At 42.9% G+C, this 23,300-nt stretch carries 23 protein-coding genes and 2 pseudogenes; 20 read left to right on the plus strand and 5 right to left on the minus strand.

Annotation, left to right across the window (positions count from 1 at the left end; all coding sequences use genetic code 11):
- The first annotated feature begins 126 nt into the window (after window positions 1-126).
- The 11 genes and pseudogenes from yhbH to NSS75_RS05250 all read left to right on the plus strand — a co-directional run bounded on the left by yhbH (window position 127) and on the right by NSS75_RS05250 (window position 9,105).
- Window positions 127-1,305 (plus strand): sporulation protein YhbH, encoded by a 1,179-nt coding sequence (gene yhbH, locus NSS75_RS05200; protein ID WP_095713766.1) that lies wholly within the window; start codon window positions 127-129, stop codon window positions 1,303-1,305.
- 159 nt (window positions 1,306-1,464) lie between these two features.
- Entirely contained in the window at window positions 1,465-1,929 is a 465-nt protein-coding gene (locus NSS75_RS05205; protein WP_339236319.1) for a MarR family transcriptional regulator, read from the plus strand.
- Window positions 1,930-1,964: 35 nt separating this feature from the next.
- Window positions 1,965-2,631 (plus strand): annotated as a pseudogene (locus tag NSS75_RS05210) (HlyD family efflux transporter periplasmic adaptor subunit).
- 40 nt (window positions 2,632-2,671) lie between these two features.
- Window positions 2,672-4,276, plus strand: coding sequence for an MFS transporter (locus tag NSS75_RS05215; protein WP_024120692.1), 1,605 nt, complete (start codon window positions 2,672-2,674; stop codon window positions 4,274-4,276).
- A 22-nt stretch (window positions 4,277-4,298) separates the two neighbouring features.
- Window positions 4,299-4,829, plus strand: coding sequence for an NAD(P)H-dependent oxidoreductase (locus NSS75_RS05220; RefSeq protein WP_003224063.1), 531 nt, complete (start codon window positions 4,299-4,301; stop codon window positions 4,827-4,829).
- Window positions 4,830-4,841: 12 nt separating this feature from the next.
- Complete coding sequence (locus tag NSS75_RS05225; protein ID WP_024120693.1) at window positions 4,842-5,216, plus strand: hypothetical protein; 375 nt, start codon at window positions 4,842-4,844, stop codon at window positions 5,214-5,216.
- Window positions 5,217-5,385: 169 nt separating this feature from the next.
- Window positions 5,386-6,165, plus strand: a complete 780-nt coding sequence (locus NSS75_RS05230; RefSeq protein WP_103672355.1) for a hypothetical protein — start codon at window positions 5,386-5,388, stop codon at window positions 6,163-6,165.
- 5 nt (window positions 6,166-6,170) lie between these two features.
- Window positions 6,171-6,542 (plus strand): GntR family transcriptional regulator, encoded by a 372-nt coding sequence (locus tag NSS75_RS05235; protein WP_024120695.1) that lies wholly within the window; start codon window positions 6,171-6,173, stop codon window positions 6,540-6,542.
- The gene (locus tag NSS75_RS05240; RefSeq protein WP_024120696.1) at window positions 6,539-7,237 is read left to right on the plus strand and encodes an ABC transporter ATP-binding protein; all 699 of its coding nucleotides are present in this window, start codon (window positions 6,539-6,541) and stop codon (window positions 7,235-7,237) included. Before NSS75_RS05235 ends, NSS75_RS05240 begins: the two co-directional genes overlap by 4 nt.
- A 16-nt stretch (window positions 7,238-7,253) precedes the next feature.
- Complete coding sequence (locus tag NSS75_RS05245; RefSeq protein WP_024120697.1) at window positions 7,254-8,171, plus strand: ABC transporter ATP-binding protein; 918 nt, start codon at window positions 7,254-7,256, stop codon at window positions 8,169-8,171.
- Window positions 8,164-9,105, plus strand: a complete 942-nt coding sequence (locus NSS75_RS05250; RefSeq protein ID WP_101860913.1) for an ABC transporter permease — start codon at window positions 8,164-8,166, stop codon at window positions 9,103-9,105. Before NSS75_RS05245 ends, NSS75_RS05250 begins: the two co-directional genes overlap by 8 nt.
- 91 nt (window positions 9,106-9,196) lie before the next feature.
- Here NSS75_RS05250 and cspB read toward each other — a convergent pair whose 3' ends face one another.
- Window positions 9,197-9,400 (minus strand): cold shock-like protein CspB, encoded by a 204-nt coding sequence (cspB, locus tag NSS75_RS05255; protein ID WP_010333511.1) that lies wholly within the window; start codon window positions 9,398-9,400, stop codon window positions 9,197-9,199.
- A gap of 444 nt (window positions 9,401-9,844) precedes the next feature.
- On the opposite strand from cspB, the gene NSS75_RS05260 reads away from it, so the two are divergent.
- Window positions 9,845-10,675 carry a MetQ/NlpA family ABC transporter substrate-binding protein gene (locus NSS75_RS05260; RefSeq protein WP_103672356.1) on the plus strand — a complete coding sequence of 277 codons (831 nt, stop codon included), beginning with the start codon at window positions 9,845-9,847 and terminating at the stop codon, window positions 10,673-10,675.
- Between the two features lie 2 nt (window positions 10,676-10,677).
- Here the strand turns inward: NSS75_RS05260 and NSS75_RS05265 are convergent, their stop codons facing one another.
- Window positions 10,678-11,757 carry a diguanylate cyclase gene (locus NSS75_RS05265; protein ID WP_095713756.1) on the minus strand — a complete coding sequence of 360 codons (1,080 nt, stop codon included), beginning with the start codon at window positions 11,755-11,757 and terminating at the stop codon, window positions 10,678-10,680.
- Window positions 11,758-11,929: 172 nt separating this feature from the next.
- Between NSS75_RS05265 and NSS75_RS05270 the strand changes: the two genes are divergently transcribed.
- A complete protein-coding gene (locus tag NSS75_RS05270; protein ID WP_024120701.1) occupies window positions 11,930-13,321 on the plus strand; it encodes an L-cystine transporter in 1,392 nt (463 codons plus the stop codon).
- Between the two features lie 43 nt (window positions 13,322-13,364).
- On the opposite strand, the gene NSS75_RS05275 is transcribed toward NSS75_RS05270, so the two are convergent.
- Window positions 13,365-13,805, minus strand: coding sequence for a hypothetical protein (locus NSS75_RS05275; RefSeq protein ID WP_103672357.1), 441 nt, complete (start codon window positions 13,803-13,805; stop codon window positions 13,365-13,367).
- A 154-nt stretch (window positions 13,806-13,959) separates the two neighbouring features.
- On the opposite strand from NSS75_RS05275, the gene NSS75_RS05280 reads away from it, so the two are divergent.
- Together NSS75_RS05280 and NSS75_RS05285 are read left to right on the plus strand one after the other, a co-directional pair.
- Window positions 13,960-14,529 carry a YhcN/YlaJ family sporulation lipoprotein gene (locus NSS75_RS05280; RefSeq protein ID WP_326323375.1) on the plus strand — a complete coding sequence of 190 codons (570 nt, stop codon included), beginning with the start codon at window positions 13,960-13,962 and terminating at the stop codon, window positions 14,527-14,529.
- Between the two features lie 121 nt (window positions 14,530-14,650).
- Window positions 14,651-15,617: pseudogene (locus NSS75_RS05285) on the plus strand (hypothetical protein).
- Here the strand turns inward: NSS75_RS05285 and NSS75_RS05290 are convergent.
- Window positions 15,549-16,196 (minus strand): spore coat protein, encoded by a 648-nt coding sequence (locus tag NSS75_RS05290; protein ID WP_024120704.1) that lies wholly within the window; start codon window positions 16,194-16,196, stop codon window positions 15,549-15,551. The pseudogene NSS75_RS05285 and the gene NSS75_RS05290 overlap by 69 nt on opposite strands.
- Before the next feature lie 141 nt (window positions 16,197-16,337).
- Between NSS75_RS05290 and NSS75_RS05295 the strand changes: the two genes are divergently transcribed.
- Together NSS75_RS05295 and srtA are read left to right on the plus strand one after the other, a co-directional pair.
- Window positions 16,338-19,907 carry a 5'-nucleotidase C-terminal domain-containing protein gene (locus NSS75_RS05295; protein WP_339237572.1) on the plus strand — a complete coding sequence of 1,190 codons (3,570 nt, stop codon included), beginning with the start codon at window positions 16,338-16,340 and terminating at the stop codon, window positions 19,905-19,907.
- Complete coding sequence (gene srtA / locus NSS75_RS05300) at window positions 19,904-20,500, plus strand: sortase SrtA (protein WP_339236332.1); 597 nt, start codon at window positions 19,904-19,906, stop codon at window positions 20,498-20,500. Before NSS75_RS05295 ends, srtA begins: the two co-directional genes overlap by 4 nt.
- Before the next feature lie 34 nt (window positions 20,501-20,534).
- Here the strand turns inward: srtA and NSS75_RS05305 are convergent, their stop codons facing one another.
- The gene (locus NSS75_RS05305; RefSeq protein ID WP_198097545.1) at window positions 20,535-21,443 is read right to left on the minus strand and encodes an RluA family pseudouridine synthase; all 909 of its coding nucleotides are present in this window, start codon (window positions 21,441-21,443) and stop codon (window positions 20,535-20,537) included.
- A gap of 111 nt (window positions 21,444-21,554) precedes the next feature.
- Here NSS75_RS05305 and NSS75_RS05310 point away from each other — a divergent pair, with 111 nt between their 5' ends.
- The 3 genes from NSS75_RS05310 to NSS75_RS05320 all read left to right on the plus strand — a co-directional run bounded on the left by NSS75_RS05310 (window position 21,555) and on the right by NSS75_RS05320 (window position 23,294).
- Window positions 21,555-21,950, plus strand: a complete 396-nt coding sequence (locus NSS75_RS05310) for a YhcU family protein (RefSeq protein ID WP_024120707.1) — start codon at window positions 21,555-21,557, stop codon at window positions 21,948-21,950.
- A 136-nt stretch (window positions 21,951-22,086) separates the two neighbouring features.
- On the plus strand, window positions 22,087-22,509 hold the full coding sequence (locus tag NSS75_RS05315; protein ID WP_024120708.1) for a CBS domain-containing protein: 423 nt from the start codon (window positions 22,087-22,089) through the stop codon (window positions 22,507-22,509).
- Between the two features lie 122 nt (window positions 22,510-22,631).
- On the plus strand, window positions 22,632-23,294 hold the full coding sequence (locus NSS75_RS05320) for an HAD family hydrolase (protein WP_024120709.1): 663 nt from the start codon (window positions 22,632-22,634) through the stop codon (window positions 23,292-23,294).
- The last annotated feature ends 6 nt before the right edge of the window (window positions 23,295-23,300 follow it).

Genomic DNA, 23,300 nt, shown 5'->3' on the forward strand with positions numbered 1-23,300 from the left:
TTTGTCAATTAACTGTACTTATGCGCATATGATGAATATAAATCTTTTCGAAAGACTTGTTTCATAATCTGGCACAAGCCGGAATAGGTATGTATCACGACCACAAATGGTTAAGGAGGGGAATTCATGTCCCAAAATGACAGCGGCCATTTTTTAATTTCTGAGGAAAACTGGTCCCTCCATCGCAAAGGCTTCGATGACCAGCAGCGCCACCAAAAAAAAGTACAGGAAGCCATAAAAAACAATCTCCCGGATCTCGTAACCGAGGAAAGCATTATTATGTCTAACGGCAAAGATGTAGTGAAAATTCCAATCCGATCACTGGATGAGTATAAAATCCGCTATAACTACGATAAAAATAAACATGTAGGGCAAGGGGACGGCGACAGCCAGGTTGGAGATGTTGTAGCCCGGGACGGATCAGACAAAAAGCAGGGGCCGGGTAAAGGCCAGGGAGCCGGAGATCAGGCAGGCGAGGATTATTATGAAGCAGAAGTTTCACTAATGGATTTAGAAGAAGCGCTCTTCAAAGAATTAGAGCTTCCGAATCTTCAGCAAAAAGAAAGAGATAATATCATCCACACGGATATTGAGTTTAACGATATCCGTAAAACAGGGTTAACCGGTAATATTGATAAGAAAAGAACAATGATGTCGGCTTTTAAACGCAACGCGATGACAGGGAAGCCGTCTTTCTATCCGATTTATCCGGAGGACTTAAAATATAAAACATGGAATGATGTCACGAAGCCTGAGTCAAAAGCTGTCGTGTTAGCAATGATGGATACGAGCGGCAGTATGGGCGTGTGGGAAAAGTACATGGCGAGAAGCTTCTTTTTCTGGATGACCCGCTTTTTACGGACGAAATATGAAACAGTTGAAATTGAATTTATTGCCCATCATACAGAAGCAAAAGTTGTGTCTGAGGAAGATTTCTTTTCAAAGGGAGAAAGCGGCGGAACAATCTGTTCTTCCGTATATCGAAAGTCGCTTGAGCTGATCGATGAAAAATACAGCCCCGCCCGTTATAATATTTACCCTTTTCATTTCTCCGACGGCGACAATCTCACATCTGATAATGCCCGGTGCGTGAAATTGGTGAATGATATTATGAAGAAAGCGAATTTGTTCTGTTATGGCGAGGTTAATCAATACAATAGACACTCGACGTTAATGTCGGCTTATAAAAATGTGAAAGACGAGAAATTCAAGTACTATATTTTAAAGCAGAAGTCAGACGTTTTTCAGGCGCTGAAGAACTTTTTCAGAAATGAAGAAACTGGCATCAGCCATCAATTATCCTAGTGAAGAGCCCATTTCAGGGCTTTTTTTTATTTAAAAAAAGTAAGAAAGCGATTACGAAAAAAATAAGAAGAAAAAAGGAATTTTTCCTTTGACAAATCTTCTTTCATTTATTAATATTTTATCTTGTGAACTATTATTGAGGAATGAGGTGAAAAGGAGTTGACTGAATCAGAACGTGCTTTGCTCACTTTTGAACAGCTCTTCGATACGTCTCGGTCTATCTATAAAAAACAGAAGAAGATATTGGAGATTGTGCTTGAGCCTTTTGATATTACAGTCCTTCAATATTTACTGATGTTTAAAATTCATCAAACCGGAAGCACGCCGCTCAGCAAGCTGGCCATGTCTCTTGATCTTAAGCCTGCTTCTGTGACCCGGATGACCGATATCCTATATAACCGGCAATTGATGAATCGATATGACAGTCCGGATGACCGCCGTATCGTCATGATTCAGTTAACCGAAGAGGGGGAAAAACTTTTACAGAAAGCCGCTGTGCAATACGCAAAAATGGGCGCGAGCCTGTATCAGAAGCTTGACACGTCTCAGCTTCAATATTTGCGTAAGCTTGCCGGGAGTTTATCTAAGCTCGCTGAAGGCTGTGCAGAAAAAAGCGGTAATTGAAAACTTCCCACATATTTTCACCAGCTTTCCACAAAATGATAGAGGAAGAAACGAAAGGAGAAAAACAAAATGAACAGAGGACGTTTAATTCTGACCAACATTATCGGTTTGATTGTTGTTCTTGCAATTATAGGCGGAGGTGCTTACTACTATTATCAAAGCACAAACTACGTAAAAACAGATGAAGCAAAAGTAGCCGGCGATATGGCAGCTATCTCAGCTCCAGCAGCAGGTAAAGTATCCGACTGGGATCTTGAAGAAGGAAAAACAGTGAAAAAAGGCGATACAGTTGCAAAAATCAAAGGTGAACAAACGGTTGATGTGAAATCCATCATGGATGGAACAATTGTGAAAAACGAAGTGAAAAACGGACAAACCGTACAGGCTGGTACAACAATTGCGCAAACGATTGACATGGACAACCTGTACATCACAGCAAATATTAAAGAAACAGATATTGCGGATGTTGAAGTAGGAAATAGTGTAGACGTAGTAGTTGACGGAGATCCTGATACAACTTTTGACGGTACTGTAGAAGAAATTGGCTATGCGACGAACTCAACTTTTGATATGCTTCCATCTACAAATTCAAGCGGAAACTACACAAAAGTAACGCAAAAAGTTCCTGTTAAAATTTCAATCAAAAACCCATCTGATAAGGTGCTTCCAGGTATGAATGCATCTGTTAAAATTTCTGAGTAAAACAGATCAGTCATCAAACCATGAAAGGAGGTTGTCTTAGATGGCTACAGGCAAAGAAAAAAATACAAAAAGCCCTATGACATTGCTGATTGTGCTAATGGCGGGTTTGTTTTTGGCAATACTAAACCAAACATTGCTTAACGTCGCAATGCCGCACTTAATGACTGAATTTGGCGTAAGTGCAACGACGATTCAGTGGCTGACAACAGGTTACATGCTTGTTAACGGCGTATTGATTCCGTTATCTGCCTTCCTGATTACACGTTTTGGCCAACGGAGTCTCTTTCTCGTCGCCATGTTCTGTTTTACGCTCGGTACGTTAGTCTGCGGTATCGCACCTAACTTCTCTGTAATGCTGATCGGCCGTTTGATCCAGGCCGTGGGCGGAGGTATCTTGCAGCCGCTCGTTATGACAACCATTCTGTTAATCTTCCCGCCTGAAAGCAGGGGGAAAGGAATGGGGATTTTCGGACTTGCGATGATGTTTGCTCCAGCGGTCGGCCCGACTCTTTCTGGGTGGATTATTGAGCATTACACATGGCGCATCATGTTTTACGGACTTGTGCCGATCGGCGCAATTGTTATCATCGTGGCTTTCTTCATCTTTAAGAATCTGGTGGAGCCGCAAAAAATCAAACTTGACACACTTGGAGCGATCCTCTCAATTGTCGGTTTCGCATCCTTATTATACGGAGTCAGTGAAGCGGGTTCTGACGGCTGGACCGACCCTGTTGTACTGTCTACAGTTATAATCGGCGTCATTGCAATTATTGCTTTTGTTGTTCAGCAATTGCGCCATGATGATCCGATGCTTGATTTCAGAGTGTTTAAATACGACATTTTCTCACTCTCAAGTGTTATTAATATCATTATTACAGTGGCACTTTACACTGGTATGTTCCTGTTACCGATCTATCTGCAAAACCTGGTCGGATTTACGGCGCTTCAATCCGGTCTGCTTCTGCTTCCGGGTGCGATCGTGATGCTGATCATGTCACCGATTTCAGGTATTTTGTTTGATAAATTCGGCCCGAGACCGCTTGCGATTATCGGTCTGGTCGTGACAGTGGTGACAACATTCCAATATACGCAATTGACCATCGATACACCGTATACACACATTATGCTTGTATACTCAATTCGCGCATTCGGTATGTCACTCTTAATGATGCCTGTCATGACAGCCGGGATGAACCAGCTTCCTGCCCGTCTGAACAGTCACGGAACGGCGATGAGCAACACGCTCCGCCAAATCAGCGGATCAATTGGAACAAGCTTAATTACGACGATTTATACAAACCGCACGACATTCCATTATTCACAAATTGCAGATAAAACAAGCACGGCGGACCCGAACTTCCTCCATGCGTTCCAAAATGCAGTTTCGAATATAATGGTGAATATGAATGTGCCTTATGAAACAGCGAAAACGTATGTTTACTCACATATTTATAAACACGCGACACTCGATTCAAACGTCATGGGGATTAATGACGCCTTTATGTGGGCGACATTATTCTGTGTGGCAGGTGTGATTCTCAGTCTTTTCCTGCGTGATGTCAGAAAAGATAAATTGCGTGCGGAGAAAAAGAAAAAAGAGGAGCTTTCATTGCTTCCGGCTCCAAAAGAAGTTAAGGAATCTTAAACTGTACAGGGAGGTTTCCTGAATGAAAATTTATGTAGTGTATGACAGTGAAGGCGAACATACAAAGGTATTGGCAGAAGCGATTGCTGAAGGCGCTCGGGAAAACGACGCGGCTGAAGTATTCATCGACCACGTAGATCAGGCGGATATCCGCAAGCTTAAAGACATGGACGCGATTATTTGGGGATGCCCCGGGCATTTCGGAACAATCAGTGCAGGTCTGAAAACTTGGATCGACAGACTCGGCTACTTATGGGCTGAAGGCGAGCTGATCAACAAAGTCGGCGCAGTATTCTGCACAACGGCAACAACACACGGCGGCTTGGAAATGACAATGCACAACTTAATCACGCCAATGTTCCACCAAGGGATGATTGTTGTCGGTCTGCCTGGCAATGTGCCTGAAAACGCGCTGTACGGTTCTTACTACGGAGCGGGCGTCACTTGCCCGGTAGACAGTGATGAGTTAATGTCTGAGGAAGGTATCCAGCTGGGCCGCGCATTAGGAAGACGCGTCAGCCAAGTCACAGGAAACTTAACAGCCGGACAGTAAGGAGAGGTTAAAATGGCCATTATTATAGCAATTATTGCTGCTGTCATTGTGATTGCGGGCCTTATCACGTATAACGTCCGCAACGCCTCTGCTGGACTCGAGAAGCGAGAAACAGCTGAAAAAATCGCCCCTCCAGAAGAGGAAGAAAACGAAGCACAATACCCTGCTGAAGCACGGGCTGCTGAGCATGTCCCAGCCGTTGTAAAAACTGACTCTGAAAAAGAGAAAAGTGACTCAATTGGGGATGACTTCTACAGGCAGGCGCTTCAAAAGTTTAAGCATTCTGAGGAAGATCAGAAAGACAAAGAGGTCACTGAAAAAAGTGACAAAATGCAGGACAGCAGTTATCGTGATGCGCTGCTCTCCATGAAAAATAAAAAGAAATAATATCAAAGGCAAATCCGTTTACTCATGGCGGGTTTGCTTTTTTTATGCTGTTTAAATGCATAAAACTTGGTTTTTTATAAAATAAATCCATGGAATATGTTGTATTTCAGAAAGTTCTAGTGTACTATTTGAGTCATACACTTCATAAGTGTTTTTAGGAGGAAAAACAATGAAACCGTTTTGGGGTTTAGTAAAAAAGGATCTGAGACTGTCAAAAATGCGGTTTTTTGCATGTCTCGGTGCAGTCATACTTTTAGCTGCCGGAAGCTTTTTATTGGAACGATTGACTGAAGAACCTTTAGCTGCTTTTGGATGCTGGGTAATGCTTGCCATTTTTCAAGTGTTTTTAGCTCCTTTGCTGATCTACAATAGTCTTCGTGTAGAGGGGAAAAATCAGCTATGGTTATATAATCCAAACGGCGCAGCTGCGCTTTTACTCTCGAAGCTGACTACCGGTCTTGTCTATCAATTTATTTTTCAGTTTTTGATTTCAGTTTATGGAGTCTTTCTTTATCAGTACCTTGACTCAAAAGCGCTCATTGCTGATCAAGTTCCGCTTGCAGGCACTATACTGATCTTTAATCTTTATGGGCTGGTATTTACTGCTTATCTTTCCTGTGCGGTGATCCTGCTGTGGAATGTGTTTCATTCTTTAAAATCGAGTTCTTCCTTCATCAGACGGTTTCGCTGGTTCATTTGTATGTTACTGGGGATAGGGTGGTTTTATGTAGAGGACCATTTGATCATGCCTTGGCTGACACAGCTGGATAAACTGTATTATTTCACAACGTATGGAGATGTCGGTTTTACATACAAGGGATCCTTAGGGTGGAGCGTGGAATTAAACATCTTCCATCTTCCCTATCCGTCTATTATAGTCATGCTGGTTTTGGCAGCTGTATTTCTTTTTCTGGCTTCCAGGCTCCTGCAGCGAAAAGTTGAGGTGTAGAGAACATGAGACAAGACTTTCAATCCTCTAAACCGATTTATTTGCAAATTGCTGATCAAATCTTTTACAGGCTGGTCAGACAGGAGCTTGTTCCCGGAGACAAGCTGCCGTCTGTCAGAGAAATGGCAATTCAAACAAAAGTAAATCCGAATACGATTCAAAGAACCTACAGTGAAATGGAAAGGCTGGGAATTGTGGAGACAAGAAGAGGGCAAGGGACGTTTATCGCTGACAAAGCTGAACTCGTGGATGAACTGAAAGAGAGGCTTACCCGTGAAGTGTTTGAAAGCTTTATTCATCAAATGGCAGAGCTGGGATTAACAAAAGAAGAAATGTTGGCAGGCATTAAAAAATACACGGGAGGAGGACAGGAATGAATATTGTATTTGACAATGTGTCTAAGAGATACGGCGGCCACACGGCGCTAAACAATATATCATTCACTTTATATCCGGGAAAAATTTACGGATTTTTGGGCTCGAATGGCAGCGGGAAATCGACAACCTTGAAATTAATCGCCGGATTGATGTTTCCTACTACAGGTTCAGTAAAAGCGGGTGAACAGCCTGTAACAAGAGACATGATCAAGCAGACGGCTTATCTAACAGAGTTAGACATGTTTTATCCCGGATTTACGGTGAAAGATATGCTCGATTTTTACGAATCACAGTTCCCTGACTTTCAGATGGAAAAAGCCTATCAGCTGCTTGAGGAAATGCAGCTGAAGCCTGAAAAAAAGATAAAGCAGCTTTCTAAGGGAAATCGAGGCCGTCTTAAAATCGTGCTGGCACTATCAAGAAAAGCTTCCGTCATTCTGCTGGATGAGCCTTTTTCCGGTCTTGATCCAATGGTCAGGGATTCAATCGTAAACAGCCTCGTTTCTTATATTGATTTTGAGCAGCAGATCGTTGTCATTGCGACACACGAAATTGATGAAATTGAAATCCTGCTTGACGAGGTCATCGTGCTCGCCGACGGAGAAAAAATGGCACAGCGTGATGTAGAAGAGATTCGCGAGCAGGAAGGTATGTCCGTGCTGCAATGGTTTAAAACGAATATGGAAGTTTACTAGAAAGAGGAGGAATTTGATGAAAACAGTATTGGAATTAAAAAATGTGACAAAAAACATCAGAGGCCGGACGATCATTGATCATCTGAGCTTTACGATTCGCGAAGGCGAAGTATTTGGATTTCTGGGACCAAACGGAGCAGGGAAAACGACGACAATCAGAATGATGGTCGGTTTAATGAAGCTGTCACAAGGTGACGTGCTCATTTGCGGCCAATCAATCACAAAAGATTATGCCAAGGCAATCAAACATATCGGGGCTATTGTAGAGAATCCAGAGCTGTATAAATTCTTAAGCGGATATAAAAATCTCCAGCAATACGCAAGGATGGTAAAGGGTGTCACGAAGGAAAAAATTGATGAAGTGGTAGAACTGGTAGGCCTCAAAGAAAGAATCCATGATAAAGTGAAAACCTACTCTCTGGGAATGAGACAGCGTCTCGGCTTGGCACAATGCCTTCTGCACGATCCGAAAGTGCTGATTTTGGATGAACCGACTAACGGCCTTGATCCGGCGGGAATCAGAGAAATCAGAGACCATTTAAAGAAGCTGACGCGAGAAAGAGGAATGTCTGTCATCGTATCAAGCCATCTGCTGTCAGAAATGGAACTAATGTGTGACCGAATTGCGATTATCCAAAAAGGAAAACTTATCGATATTCAGAATGTAAGAGATGAAATAACTGATGAAAAGGATACATATTTCTTCCATGTGGAGCAGCCGAAAGAAGCTGCTGCGATTCTAAAAGAATATGATTCGGTAATCAAGACAAACGGTTTGGAAATCAAACTGGCTAAAGAGGACGTCCCTGCAGTCATTGAATTGCTGGTCATGCAGCAAATCCGCATTTATGAAGTCAAAGTGATTACAAAATCATTAGAGGATCGTTTCTTAGAAATCACAGGCGAAGCAAAAGAGGAGGTTCAACATGCTTAATTTGATTTATAATGAGTGGATCAAAATTTTCAGCCGTGTCGGAACATGGGTGATGATCGGAATCCTGGCTTTGACAATGATCGGGTGGGCATTTTTAACAAACCACTTTTCAACCGATGAAGCAAATCCGAAGTGGAAAGAAACGCTTCAAGCACAAAATGCTGATTTGAAGAAGGCGATGAAGGAAGATCCTTCCCTAAAAGGACAATATGAAGAAACGATTACAATCAATAACTATCGCATTGAACATAATATCCCGAGTGACACTGGATATACCGTTTGGTCTTATGTAACGGATTCTGCCGGTTTTACAATCCTTACTGGGCTGTTCACGATTATAATTGCAGCTGGCATCGTCGCAAACGAATTTAACTGGGGTACGGTTAAGCTGTTAATGATTCGGCCGCTCAGCCGTTTTCAAATTCTGCTTTCTAAATATATTACCGTTCTTTTATTTGGTCTCTTATTGCTGTTTATTTTATTTATAGGTTCAACTTTGCTGGGACTGGTCTTTTTTGGAACAGGCGGGGACACTGCCGCGAATGTTCATTTAATCTATAAAGATGGTCATGTATTGGAACAAAACATGTTAGGATATTTGGCCAAAACGTATCTCTCAGAATCTGTTGCGGCTTTAATGCTGGCTACGATGGCATTTATGCTGTCCGCAGTATTCAGAAACAGCTCTCTTGCTGTAGGGTTTTCTATCTTTTTATTGGTAACGGGCACGACAGCCACTACATTTATGGCGATGAAGTTTGACTGGGCGAAGTATATTTTATTTGCCAATGTTGATCTGATGCAGTATGTAGAAGGAACACCGTTAGTGGAAGGGATGACAATCACTTTTTCTATTGTGATGCTGGCGATTTACTTTGTCGTCTTTCTGTTGCTTGCTTTCGGAATCTTTATGAAACGGGATATTGCGAACTAATGAAAAAAGCTGTTTTGCATAAGCAAAACAGCTTTTTCTTTAAAATAAGAACTGCAGGCTTGCACCTGCAGTTTTTATTATCAATTTATGCTTACGCTTCTTTAGTAACGTTAGCAGCTTGTGGTCCACGGTTTCCTTCAACGATTTCGAAAGAAACTGATTGGCCTTCTTCTAAAGTTTTGAAGCCTTCGCCTTGAATAGCAGAGAAATGAACGAATACATCGTCTTGACCTTCTACTTCGATGAATCCGAAACCTTTTTCAGAGTTGAACCATTTTACTTTACCTTCTAACATGAAATTTCCTCCTAAAGCGATCATAACGCTTAAATTCACTATTCTTGCTCTAAAACAAACTTCCAAGACGAAAACTCTTACAAAACTTTCTTCTTAAAGATAGTTCGAACAAAAATAATTACCTTTACTCTACCAGTAATTTTGAGAAAAAACAACTGTTAAACGAAACTTTTTTCGGAAAATAACATATTATTTTTCATTTTGATATTTATTTGCCGATATGTATCTGTTTTTTCGATACGTGATCATATGTTTGCAGGACTTTTTACTTTAATTTCTCTTTACGGAAAGGCAGGGTAATAGTAATTGACAACCCTATCTGATATGAGTAAGGTAAAGTTAACCAATGTTACAAATGACAACGTTTATCAACTAAGAGCGTCTGATTTTTATGTCTGATATTGCTTGCATGCTCTAATAAATAGATAGGAGTATGGTGTCACAATGAAAAAGTGGCTTGTATGCAGTTTTGTTCTTATTCTTTTCATTTCATTTACTGCATGCTCACCGTCAGCAGAACATGAAACGATAAAAATTGGAATTGCTGAGTCGGACGAAGCGATATGGAACTATATCGTAAAAAAGGCTGAAGCGGAAGGGCTTAATATTCAGCTGATTCCATTCTCTGATTATGCAGAATCAGATATTGCGCTGGCTAACAAAGAGATTGATGCCAATGCTATTCAATCCATTTCATATTTTCAGTCGTTTTCAAAGAAATACAAACATAAACTGGCACCGCTCGGCACGACATACATAGCGCCTATGGGCATTTATTCAAAACGATATCAGCGAATCAAAGATATTCCGCGCGGTGCTGTTGTTGCTGTCCCAGATGAAGCGCTCGATTTTGGGCGAGCCCTTACGCTGCTGCAGGAAGCGGGTTTGCTTACTTTGAAGAACGGATTTAACGGAACCGGTTCAATTGATGTGATAAAAGATAATCCGAAACACTTGAAATTGAAAACCGTACGCCGACAGGATGAATTGAGCGGAGCCGACGTGTTTGTGATGAAAACAGCCGCCGCAAAAAAAGCGGGGCTGAACCCGCAGAAGCATACATTAAAGGGCGGCAGACAAACCGGGAAGGAAGATATGAATGTAATTGTTGTCAGAGCTGAGGACAGAGATCGCGAAACACTGCAAACCATCCTTGAACTCTATCAATCAGATGATACAGCGGCATTTATTGAGAAAGAGTATCAAGGGATGCTTGTTCCCGCTTTTTTGCCTTTACATCGTCTTTCAGATTGGAAGAATGAATTCAAAAAATGAATTCATTCTTTTTTTTCAGAAAACCATACTTTGTTTCGGCCGCTTTCTTTCGCTTTATACAGCATTTGATCAGCAAGAACCGGCAAGGTTTCCGGCTTATCTGTGTTTCGGGGGTAATGGGCTACCCCCAGTGAGGCCGTAACGGCAAGTTTTTCCCCGTTTGTTAATACAATCGGTGTATGACTAATTGAGTGCCTGATCCGTTCGGCGATTTGGAATGCTTTCTCGGGCGTGCAATTTGGCAAGAGGACGGCAAATTCCTCGCCGCCGATCCGTGCGGCAGGATCAGTGTTGCGGATATTTTGTTTTAGTCGGGATCCCAGCTCTTTTAGAACCTGATCCCCCTCATGATGGCCGTATTGATCGTTAATGGTTTTAAAGTGATCGATATCCATATAAATAAGCGAAAATTGTAAAGATGGAGTGTGTGCAGCCTGTTGATACAGGTCTTGTGTGATTTCTTCAAACTTTCTGCGGTTATAAATACCTGTCAAAAAGTCAAAGTGCGCCTGGAACTTATACTGTTTAAATAAAAGATGTGCATTTGTTTCATGCTCGATAATATATAGGCTGAGCATGCCGCCGATAATTGAAATCAGCCAAAAGTAAAAGTGAAGCTTAAGTGAATAGATATCAACAAATACATAGAAGAAAAAGGAGATGAAACCATTTGAAATGATTAAAAGTAACAGAACGTGTTTCAGCTGAACTTTTTCTCTCCTTGATGCAATAAGTGACAGCACGGCAGCGATACAAATTGTAATCATGGAATACAGCGCAGATTCATTCAAGCTGATCAGCATGCGGCCTGCTGCGATTATCATCAGGGCTGCCGCCGTAGACACCCAGCCTCCATAAAGAGCGGCGATCATAATAGGGATATTTCTAAAATCTATGATTGAATGGTGATACGTCAGACCAAAATTCATAAGAATAACCCCGAGGAGACCGCAGGCAGTTCCTTTTATTAACTGAAAGGACAGGCGGTCTTTTTTATGTATTAACCTTTCTTTAAACAGGTGGGTGAACAGATAATTAAATGTGATTAAAATGGTCAAATTTACGAACAGTTCTTTCAGCAATATTATCACCCTTATATAAGTTACTAAAGAAAGGGGGGAATGAAAAGAACAAAAACGGTATTCATTGGGTTTTTTTATCCAAATATTGATGCTGAAATAATTCTTACTTGAACTATCGGAATTTGTGTAATATAGTATATAAGAAAAATTTTGAAGGGAGAGTTTGCCTCAATTGGAGACTTTGCTAGTCATTTTGCACGTATTTATTTTACTTTTACTCATTATTGGGCTATTTGCCATGCAGAAGAAACATGTTTCTTTTTCAAAACGTGTGTTTACTGCCCTGGGGCTGGGGATCGTTTTTGGATTTGCGCTTCAGCTGATATACGGTCCGACTTCAAACATTGTGGTTCAAACAGCCGACTGGTTTAATATTGCCGGGGGCGGATATGTCAAATTGCTTCAAATGATTGTCATGCCGCTTGTTTTTATTTCCATTCTAGGCGCTTTTACAAAGATGAAGCTGACAAAAAATCTTGGGAAAATCAGCGGTTTGATTATCGGGATTTTGGTTGCGACTACAGCGGTAGCCGCGGCGATTGGTATTGCGTCCGCCCTTTCCTTTGATCTTCAGGCGATTCAGGTTGACCAAGGAAATACAGAGCTTTCTCGGGGACAGGAGCTTGAACAGAAATCAGAGGAGATGACAGCGAAAACACTGCCGCAGCAAATGATTGAGCTGCTTCCTGGAAATCCGTTTTTGGATTTTACAGGGGCTAGACCGACATCAACTATCGGAGTCGTTATTTTTGCCGCTTTTCTGGGCATTGCATTTCTAGGTGTGAGACGGAAACAGCCGGAACAGGCTGAAACGTTCAAAAAATTGATTGATGCTGTTTACGCCATTGTCATGCGTGTTGTTACTCTCATCTTGAGACTGACGCCTTACGGTGTGCTGGCCATTATGACAAAAACGATTGCGACAAGTGATATTGACAGCATTTTGAAACTGGGTATGTTTGTCATTGCTTCATATGCCGCGTTAATTGTAATGTTTATCATCCACTTGCTTCTGCTGACGATCAGCGGATTAAATCCGGTTGTTTATTTGAAAAAAGCGCTGCCTGTACTCGTGTTTGCATTTACGTCACGATCAAGCGCAGGCGCTTTGCCGCTGAATATTAAAACACAAAGAAGCTTGGGTGTCCCGGAAGGAATTGCGAATTTCGCCGGCTCGTTCGGGCTATCTATCGGCCAAAATGGCTGTGCCGGGATTTATCCGGCTATGCTGGCGATGATGATTGCCCCGACAATCGGTCAAAATCCGTTTGATCCGGCGTTTATTATCTCAGTGATCGCGGTTGTTGCCATCAGTTCGTTTGGTGTCGCCGGAGTTGGCGGCGGAGCTACATTCGCAGCGCTGCTCGTATTATCAGCGTTAAATATGCCTGTCGCGCTCGCCGGTTTATTAATCTCTATCGAACCGTTGATTGACATGGGACGTACTGCGCTGAATGTCAGCGGAAGTATGACATCAGGCCTGATTACCAGCAAAGTTACGAAGGAAATAGATTCTGGTGTATTCCAAGATCGATCCAATGTGATCGAAGCGGAAGAAGCCTAGTCATATTAAAACGTGTAATCCCACGGGGGATTACACGTTTTTTTTAACGGCCGGGTTCTAAGTCTTCCAGCATTTCCATTACAGTGTTGTCATCCATTACATTCATTGCGCTTTGTTCGAAATGGATTGGCTCTGCATATTGCTGCTGTCTATTTCTGGCTGTTGTTGTGTCCGTTTGGCGATTATGCTTAGACTGAGACTGATGCTGTTGAGGGTGGCTTTGCTGCTGGCCTGCATGCTGATGCTGCCGGCCATTTTGCTGACGATTTTGAGATTGATCTTGATTATTCCCGCCAAACGCCTGTTTCATGATATCTCCAACATTAGAAACATCAAACGACTTATTTTGAGAATTCCGGTTGCTCATTTGACCTGTAATAAACCCGCTGATTTTTTGCCGGATCTGCGGTGATAAAGCAGCAACAAGCACAGTTGAACCGATAACTAAGGCTGTCGGACTGATTCCTTTTCGCTGATTGAACAACGTGATCCCTCCTTTATAAGTGTATTGATATTTTCCCCTCTGATTAGACAAATTAACCGTTTTATTTCCCGGGAAAGCATTTCCGTTATTTTTTCATGCATATTTAGAGCCAATTAGAAAAACCTATAAGTAAAGTGATAAAGGAGGAATTCACATGCTTGGAAAAAAACAAGTCCTTGCGTCCATGCTTCTTATCCCTTTGCTTATGACTGGCTGCAGTATGGCCAATCAGGGTGAGGGCAGACGTGATAATGCAGAGCCTGAAAATGTTAACTACCGCAATCCGGCAAATGATAACGGCACAAGAAATATCAACAATGAAAATGATAGCCGTGACAACGTTGACAATAATATGACGAATAATGGTAATGACAATAACGGTAATGATAACCGTAAGTTGGAAGTTGCTGATGATGCAGCCGATAAAATTACCGATATGAAAGAAGTTAAACACGCGAATGTGATTGTTGCCGGAAATCAAGCGTATGTTGCAGTTGTATTAACAAATGGGAAAAAAGAAGTTGGAAAAGATCTGAAAAAGAAAATTTCCGATAAAGTTAGAGACACTGATAAGAACATGGACAATGTTTATGTTTCTGCAAATCCAGACTTTGTTGATCGGATGCAGGGGTATGGCGAACGGATTCAAAATGGTGATCCGATTGCAGGATTCTTTGATGAATTCAGTCAAACAGTACAACGTGTCTTTCCGCAAGCTGAATAACAGATAAAAAGCCGCATAACTTGTGCGGCTTTTTTCTTTGCAGAAATGACACGCTGTGAACTAAGGCTGCATAGAGTAAAAATAAAAGGTACAAGACGGACCGGCTCAGGGAGGGAGACGTTTGCAGGGTGGCATAGGAAAGCGTGCGGCATCCGCTCTATTCCTGTGCGGAGTCCTTGTGATGCTGGCCGTAAGCTCGGCCATCGTATCAAGCACGATGTATATTCTGTCTTTGCCAGGGCAGACATCTGGGATAACGAAAGAACAAGTGACGAAGCACATGAAGAAAGAGTCATTTAAACAGGCCGATGTTTATTACACTTCTAAGGAAAAATCCTTACTGCCATTAACGAAAGAAACGCTTGAATATGCGGTGAGTATTAATCAGGTCATGCTTGACTATTCGAATCATAAGCCTATTGATATTATTTTTTTTCCTAATGAAAAACAGATGGAGGCTTATTCCGGTTTATTGGATGTTGTCGGCTTTTATTCTGAGCGGGAGCAGCTGATCGGATTATTGCCTGAAGAGAAAAAGCAGCTTTTAGAAGGTGATGATGTAGCGGTTTATCTGTATCAGAGATTATTGATTCATGAGTACACACACCATGCGTTTCATCAGAAATTACGGGAGCTCGAAGCAGGTCCTGATGAGTTCCCCTTATGGTTCCATGAAGGATTAAGCGAGTGGATCGCGAACTATGAATTGCTCATAGATCCGATCACGTTTACTGTCGTGCCGTTTGACCGTTTGCAGACAGATCAGAACTGGCAGGAAGCTCGATCGGAATATGAAACCGATGTTTATTTGCAAAGCTTTTATATGATCAATGAGCTGACGGAAACATACGGGAAAGACATTATTTTGGAGATTATAAAGGAAACAGCGAAAAAAGGGGATTTTAAAAAAGGGTTTAAAGCGGCGACGCAGGATAGTCTTGATCAATTTGAAAAAGATTTTACCAGAACGTTTGAAGAAAATGCGGCATTGGATAGTTTCTATCCAATGCCTTTTTTATTTAATGAAGTCCCTGCTGGCCCATACCGCCTTGAGTCGGAGGCATTTGTCCTTGTGCAGGGGCAAATGAATTTCTCAGTTGTTCCATATCCTGCGCGTCAAGCTGCGGAACTTGGTAATAACCATGTTTGTTTTGGTAAAGGAAAATCTCAAAAGCCATTTCGACATACTGCTGAATTTGCGCAGACAGTACACGTCTTACGGCCGGATTTGTCATTTCTAGAGAAGCCATCGTCAGCATAGATGCCTGTGCCTTAACAGCGCAAAGCATTTGGCGGCTGATGATGCTGTCATCAATGTCATTCATGGATTGAACAGGTTTCTTAGGCTGTGCCGGCTGCATACCGTAAACAGTCTGGTTGTCTTCTTTCATCATATAAGTTGCCGTTTTTTGTGAAGGCTCGCTTCCTGTTTTGAAGCACTCTGCCGTTAAGTTATATTGAGATGTAATGAATTGATATTGACGGTCAAGGATGTTTAATAATTCCTGATCCTTACAGAATTGTCTCAGCATCATAAACTGATCAAGCACAGTAAGCGTTCCGGAAAGCACCTCGTGCATATCAAACATTTCATGTCCGCCGTGATTTTGATGCGGTTTGCCTGGTATCCCTTTATTCTGTGATTGCTGCTGAAATTGCTGATCCAAACCGAATTCCTCCTTTTTTTTCAGATCAGCTGTATTTTGTGCTTGTCTGCGGTGTTTTATGCAGCGCCTGACAGGATTTATATGCTGATTGTCGAAGTGATTATCAAATAAACGAATGATGCAAGATGTAAGGGAGGAAAACTGATGAGGCGTTTTTTGCATGTTGTTTTGATCATACTTTTTATTTTCTTGAATGTCATGTCCGCTTATGAAGCTGTAAGAGCTGCTGAGCCAGAACCAATATCGGTTGAAAAAGCGATACAGCAAAAAGAGGGGCAAGCTCTTGTCGAAGGATATACAATCGGCCAAGCCGTTTCACCCCAGCATTACAATCTGACAAGCCCTTTTTCAAATGATTATAACGTTGCTATAGCGGACAGCAAAAACGAGACATCACCCGATCACATTCTTCCCGTGCAAATCCCCTCCGCGTTTAGAAGCCAATTCGGACTGCAAACGAACCCGCTGCTTCTTGGGAAAAAGATAGCTGTTCAGGGTGAGCTTGAACATTATTTTAATACGACAGGTCTTAAGAAGGTTCAGTCAATGGTCTTAAAGGATGACGCTGAATCTCCGCCGGCAGCACAGCCTATTACAATACAGGAAGCGCGCGGCCGAATGAATGAACATGTCACGATTAAAGGCGTTGTTACTGCCGATCAGAGCGCAATCGGAGGCGGAAAGCTGTCGACCTTTATGCAGGATGACACAGGCGGCATCAACATTTATTCGGCAGCACCAGAGAATTTCCCTGAGTTAAAAGAAGGAATGGACATTACGGTGACAGGGAAAATAACGACTTACCAAGGGCTTACTGAAATAGTTCCGGATACATCAGGCATCCGTATTACCCAATCAAATCAGCCTCTCCCTGTCCCTGAATTTTCAACGATCAATGAACTGGTCAATGGCAGCTTGGGTGATCAATATGAAGGGCGTCTTGTAACAGTCAAAGCTTATATTTCTTCCATTCCAAATTCTCAAGCAGGCGGCGGTTACAATGTTACGATGATTGATAATGATCACCACGCAATGACACTGCGTGTTATGAGTGAGACAGGTATCATTGATGAACTGACTGAGGATAAATGGTATGAAATCACTGGCGTGTTGAGCAGATATCAATCCTTTCAGCTTCTTCCGCGAAAATCAGCAGACATGAAGCTGCTTCAAGAGCAGCCTGCCCCGCCGACTTCAGAAGGCGAATATGAAACTGTGGTTGATCGCGTTGTAGACGGTGACACCATTCATGTCAAAAAACCGATACTTGGCACGGCAAAAATCCGCTTTGTAAATGTAGACACGCCAGAAACATACCACACACCAAAAAATGAAGCGGATGAAAATCAATTAAGATTTGGAAAAAAAGCCTCTGACTATTTAAAAACTGTTTTGTCTCCAGGAGATCACATTACTGTAAAAGTCGGCAGCGAAGCCATGGACAGCTATGGGAGACTTCTTGGACAGGTTGTGACTGAGACAGGGGCAAATGTAAATTTAGAACTCGTGAAAAATGGCTATGCTCCAACATATTTTATTTGGCCTGTTGAAAATGAAGAGGATTATCAGGAATTTCAGGCCGCAGCCGCCAATGCTAAAAAGGAGCAAAAAGGCATTTGGAATGAAGCGGATCCTCTAATGGAAATGCCGTTTGAATTTAGAGCCAGAGAGCAGGGAAAAGGGCTGACAAGGTATGTGGGAGACTCATCAAACAAGACCTATGTTTCGCCAGCAGACTGGAAGCAGGTGGCTGTGGAAAACAGGATCTTCTTTGCTTCAGCAGCTGAAGCAGAGAGTGCCGGTTACAAGAAAAAGCAAACCTCTCTCCAAGAAAATATACCGCTTAGAATTTTAAGCATGAACGATTTACATGGGAAAATCGATCAGCAATACGAGCTTGACCTTGATGGAGACGGCAGTCCAGATGGCACATTCGGACGCATGGACTATGCAGCTGCCTATTTGAAAGAAAAAAAGGCGGAAAAGAAAAACACGCTCACTGTGCACGCCGGGGATATGATCGGAGGAAGTTCGCCCGTATCATCTCTTCTTCAAGACGAACCAACTGTCGAGCTGATGGAGGATATCGGATTTGATGTCGGAACTGTGGGCAATCACGAGTTCGATGAAGGTACGGATGAACTCATGAGAATGTTAAAAGGGGGAGATCACCCGAAAGGCACTAGCGGCTATGACGGACAAAACTTTCCCCTTGTGTGCGCCAATTGTAAAATGAAGTCTACCGGAGAACCCTTTTTGCCGGCTTATGACATTATAAACGTAGAGGGCATACCAGTTGCTTTTATTGGGGTTGTCACACAGTCGGCGGCCGGAATGGTCATGCCTGACGGAATAAAGGATATTGAGTTTACCGATGAAATACAAGCGGTAAATGACGCTGCCGAAGAGTTGAAGAAAAAAGGCATCAGGGCCATTGCAGTGCTCGCACATATGTCTGCCGAACAAAATGGCAGTACAATAACAGGCGAATCTGCTGACCTTGCAAACAAATCAGATTCTGAGATAGACATCATTTTTGCAGCGCATAACCATAAGGTCGTCAATGGTGAAGTGAACGGCAAGCTGATCGTTCAGGCGTTTGAATACGGAAAAGCGATAGGTGTTGTAGATCTGGAAATCAATAAACAGACAAAAGACATCGTCAAAAAATCGGCTGATATCGAATATGTCGATCAAAGCAAGAAAAAACCTGATGCCAGCGCCTCAGCTATTTTAAGCAAGTATCAGGCCCTTGCTGAACCGATTATCAGCGAAGTAGTCGGTGAGGCGGCTGTTGATATGGAAGGCGGTTATTCTAATGATGGCGACACACCACTTGGGAATTTGATTGCTGATGGCATGAGAGCGGCGATGAAAACGGATTTTGCGCTAATGAATGGCGGCGGGATACGGGAAGGACTGAAGAAAGGCCCAATTACATGGGGAGACCTTTATAACATTCAGCCGTTTGGAAATGTGCTGACGAAGCTTGAGATTAAAGGAAAAGATTTGCGGGAGATCATCAATGCGCAAATCTCACCGATTTTCGGCCCTGACTACAGCATAAGCGGGTTTACGTATACGTGGGATACAGAAACAGGCAAAGCGGTTGATATAAAGATGGCAGACGGAACCGAAATCCAGCCGGATGCCACATACACATTGACCGTTAATCATTTTATGGCGACGGCGACAGGAGCCAAATACCAGCCAATCGGATTGCTTGGGAAACATCCGGTTACAGGGCCTGAGGATTTAGAAGCGACTGTAGAGTATGTAAAAAGCTTTGATAAGCCGATTTCATATACGAAAGAAGGCAGAATAAAACTGGCTGAAGACAGTCAGGCTGAAGACCCAGTCACTGAAGACCCGGCAGACAGTCCGGGAACAGACGATCCGGGCAAGGTAAATCCGACACCTGGGGAAGAACAGCCTGATCTAAGAGAGACCCCGGGCACAGCTCCGGTCCATCAGCTGCCGCCTGCAGTCATTTCGACCTTTGAAGAATTAACAGAGACCAAACAGCCTGCCACTGCCGCCGGCCGTATAAACACACTGCCTTTGCATAAAGAAAGTGAGGAAAGCGGTTCTGATCATAAGCTTCCGGATACATCAGCAGGATACTACAACTTCATTGTGATCGGCGCAGCGGTCTCACTGTCCGGAACGTATTTATATATCAGAAGGAAAAGGAGTGCCGCTACGACGTGAAAAAATATATTCCTCTTGTGATCATTGTGATCGGTCTTGTGATCACAGGCTACGGGGGCTTCAAGCTGATAGATACCAGCATGAAAACAGAGCAGACATTAAAAGAAGCAAAAAAGGCGGCTGAACAGCCGCCGGCCATTGCAGGCACGAAGAAAAACGATAATCAAGCCGAGAAAAAATCATCGTTTAAGCCGAAGACCGGCCAAGCAAGCGGCATACTGGAAATACCGAAAATCAATGCGGAGCTTCCGATCGTGGAAGGGACCGATGCAGATGATTTAGAAAAGGGTGTGGGGCATTACAAGGACAGCTATTATCCAGATGAAAACGGGCAAATTGTACTGTCAGGACATCGGGACACCGTTTTTCGCCGGACAGGAGAGCTTGAAAAAGGTGACCGGCTCAACATCATCCTTTCATATGGTGATTTCACATATGAAATTGAAAAAACAAAAATCGTGGATAAGGATGATACCTCCATTATTACGCTGCAGCACGAAAAGGAAGAGCTCATTCTGACCACCTGCTATCCTTTTTCATACGTCGGGGATGCCCCGAAACGTTATATTATTTACGGAAAACGTATTTCGTAAAAAAAGCCGCAGGACAATCCCTGCGGCTTTTCTTTCATGATAAATACGTATGGCAAAGGCTTTCTATATCAGCGGGAAGAGGTGCTTCGGCAACGACCAGCTCTTCGGTAATCGGATGAACAGCCTGTACCTTTTTGGCATGCAGTGCCTGCCTGTTAAGAAATTGGCTCCCGCCTCCGTAAAGTGTATCCCCAGTAAGCGGATGGCCGATGCTTGCCATATGCACACGGATTTGATGTGTTCTGCCTGTTTCTAGCTCTAATTCAGCAAGCGAGAGCTGTTCTCTCGCATTGATAGCAAGGGTACGGTAATGGGTGACGGCGGCTTGTCCGCCTGGCGAAACCCGCCGTCTTGTCGGATGTGATCTGTCTCTTCCAATCGGCGAATCGATCTTGCCTTTTTTCGGTTTCAGTTTTCCTTCAACAATTGCGAGATACGTACGCCTCAGCGTTTTTTGCTCTAGCTGCTGGTCTAAGATGGCATGCGCCAGACGGTGCTTGGCGAATACGACAGCGCCTGATGTATCCTGATCAAGACGGTGGACATGGCGCACTTTGATTGTTTCGCCATTCACCTGAAAGTGATATGCGATCAAATTGGCGAGTGTGCCGGTTTGGCCTTCTTCATTGGGATGAGTGGAAATACCAGCTGGTTTATTGACGATTAACATGTGGCGGTCTTCAAATAAAATATCAAGCTCTCCATACTCAGGTATGACGGATGACTCTTCGCTTTCCTGAAGATCAATAAACAGGCGGTCACCCTTTTTTACGAGTATGTTGTTTTTGACATGCTCGTGATTGACCTTTATATTGTGATAAGTCATCCATTCTTGGATAACGGGTTTAGAAGCTTTGAGCTCTGTTTTCAGCACAGAAAACAGCCATTGTCCGTCCTGTTTTTCACTGATTATCAGCTCTAGCCCTTTGCCTTTTTCTTTCATGATCAAATGGCTCCTTTTTTGCGCGAAAGGCCGCTGCTTCTCATAGGAAACACTTACCTTAGCTTTCGCGTTTTTTTCTGTGATATTCTTGAGAAAGACTTTGGATATTCGATGGCAAGAAAGGTGATAGACGTGAGAATCGTGAACGCAGCAACTGAAGAACAGGAAAGCTTTATCAAGGAACTGTCAATGGAGCTTTTCCATCATGTATTTCCTCTTTATTTCTCCGAACTGGACATTCAGCGCTTTAAAAAGAAAGGCGTTCTGTCTTTAAATAACCAATATTACCAAGGAACATTAAAAGAAGCTTTTCAAATTATGGCTTGTCTGCAAATGATACATATTATTCTGACAAAGCCTTCACCGCACGATGACTTGAGTGATCAAGCCATTTTTGATAAAAACAGCAAGATGCTGAATGATTGCGGAGTATATTTTCCGTTTGCTTTATCTGATTTTCAACCGAAAACAAACAATGCCTTTTCGGGTCACAGAAGGCTGATATAATCTGCGGCAAGAGCTTTTCCGTTTCGAGAAAAGCTCTTTTTGCATCAGAGAAATCATACCACAAAACCTTTCCTGCAACTCCCTTTTTAATCATCCGGTGTCTGAACATACTAATGATTGAAAGGGGTGCTGACCAATGAGTTCAGTTAAACATTCAATGACAACGCAGGTAGCAACCGTTTCTCCGAATCAAACGATTCAGGAAGCGGCTTCTCTGATGAAACAGCATAACGTCGGGGCGGTTCCCGTGGTAGAGCAAGGTGTTTTAAAAGGAATGCTGACTGACCGTGACATTGCATTGAGAACCACAGCTCAAGGCCGAGATGGCCAGACACCCGTTTCAGAAGTGATGTCAACAGACCTCGTATCAGGAAATCCTAATATGAGTCTGGAAGACGCGTCGCATCTGATGGCCCAGCACCAAATCCGCCGCCTTCCTATTGTAGATCAAAACAATCTAGTCGGGATCGTTGCGCTTGGAGACCTGGCTGTCAATCAGATGTCGAACGAGTCTGCTGGAGAAGCGCTGACAAACATTTCTCATCAAAACTTGCATTAATAAGAAAGAGCTTGCAATGTGCAGGCTCTTTCTTCACATAAACCCTTACTTTTTGAAAGCAGAGACGTTTCGGGGTATAGTGTATACATATGTCTCAATTCGGGCCAAAGGAGTTGTACGCAGTGATAAAAGCGTTAATTTTTGATTTTGATGGGCTTATTCTTGATACAGAAACCCATGAATATGAAGTCCTTCAGGAAATTTTTGAGGAACATGGCTCAGTTCTGCCGTTATCCGTTTGGGGCAAGGTTATCGGAACAGCGGCGGGATTTCGGCCATTTGAATACTTAGAAGAGCAGATAGGCAAAAAGCTGAACCATGAAGAGCTGACAAAACTGAGAAGAGACCGGTTTGCAAAACGCATGGAAACAGAAAAAGCGAGACCTGGTGTTGAAGCGTATCTGAATGCGGCAAAGGATTTAGGTTTAAAAGTAGGACTGGCTTCCAGCTCAGATTATAAATGGGTATCCGGCCATTTAAAGCAACTTGGCCTGTTTGACGAATTCGAAGTGATTCAGACAGCTGATGATGTAGAAGAGGTCAAGCCCAATCCCGAGCTGTATTTGTTAGCGGCAAAGAATCTTGGAGTATCGCCGTCGGAATGTCTCGCATTCGAGGATTCCGTCAATGGTTCGATTGCTGCCAAGCGAGCGGGCATGAAGTGTGTCATCGTTCCAAATCAAGTAACAGGCACCTTGATGTTTGAAGAATACGATCACAGGCTCGAATCAATGGCGGAGATGGAGCTCGCCCTATTGCTTGATCATCTGAACGCACAAAACTAGAAAGGA

Source organism: Bacillus sp. FSL K6-1012, assembly GCF_037964915.1.
Lineage (GTDB): Bacteria > Bacillota > Bacilli > Bacillales > Bacillaceae > Bacillus > Bacillus halotolerans.

Bases quoted from the DNA above. Each gene is read 5' to 3' on its own strand.
- yhbH (WP_095713766.1), top strand. From the start codon at position 127: ATGTCCCAAAATGACAGCGGCCATTTTTTAATTTCTGAGGAAAACTGG.
- NSS75_RS05215 (WP_024120692.1), top strand. From the start codon at position 2,672: ATGGCTACAGGCAAAGAAAAAAATACAAAAAGCCCTATGACATTGCTG.
- NSS75_RS05220 (WP_003224063.1), top strand. From the start codon at position 4,299: ATGAAAATTTATGTAGTGTATGACAGTGAAGGCGAACATACAAAGGTA.
- NSS75_RS05225 (WP_024120693.1), top strand. From the start codon at position 4,842: ATGGCCATTATTATAGCAATTATTGCTGCTGTCATTGTGATTGCGGGC.
- NSS75_RS05230 (WP_103672355.1), top strand. From the start codon at position 5,386: ATGAAACCGTTTTGGGGTTTAGTAAAAAAGGATCTGAGACTGTCAAAA.
- NSS75_RS05235 (WP_024120695.1), top strand. From the start codon at position 6,171: ATGAGACAAGACTTTCAATCCTCTAAACCGATTTATTTGCAAATTGCT.
- NSS75_RS05240 (WP_024120696.1), top strand. From the start codon at position 6,539: ATGAATATTGTATTTGACAATGTGTCTAAGAGATACGGCGGCCACACG.
- NSS75_RS05245 (WP_024120697.1), top strand. From the start codon at position 7,254: ATGAAAACAGTATTGGAATTAAAAAATGTGACAAAAAACATCAGAGGC.
- NSS75_RS05250 (WP_101860913.1), top strand. From the start codon at position 8,164: ATGCTTAATTTGATTTATAATGAGTGGATCAAAATTTTCAGCCGTGTC.
- cspB (WP_010333511.1), bottom strand. From the start codon at position 9,400: ATGTTAGAAGGTAAAGTAAAATGGTTCAACTCTGAAAAAGGTTTCGGA.
- NSS75_RS05260 (WP_103672356.1), top strand. From the start codon at position 9,845: ATGAAAAAGTGGCTTGTATGCAGTTTTGTTCTTATTCTTTTCATTTCA.
- NSS75_RS05280 (WP_326323375.1), top strand. From the start codon at position 13,960: ATGCTTGGAAAAAAACAAGTCCTTGCGTCCATGCTTCTTATCCCTTTG.
- NSS75_RS05305 (WP_198097545.1), bottom strand. From the start codon at position 21,443: ATGAAAGAAAAAGGCAAAGGGCTAGAGCTGATAATCAGTGAAAAACAG.
- NSS75_RS05310 (WP_024120707.1), top strand. From the start codon at position 21,555: ATGGCAAGAAAGGTGATAGACGTGAGAATCGTGAACGCAGCAACTGAA.
- NSS75_RS05315 (WP_024120708.1), top strand. From the start codon at position 22,087: ATGAGTTCAGTTAAACATTCAATGACAACGCAGGTAGCAACCGTTTCT.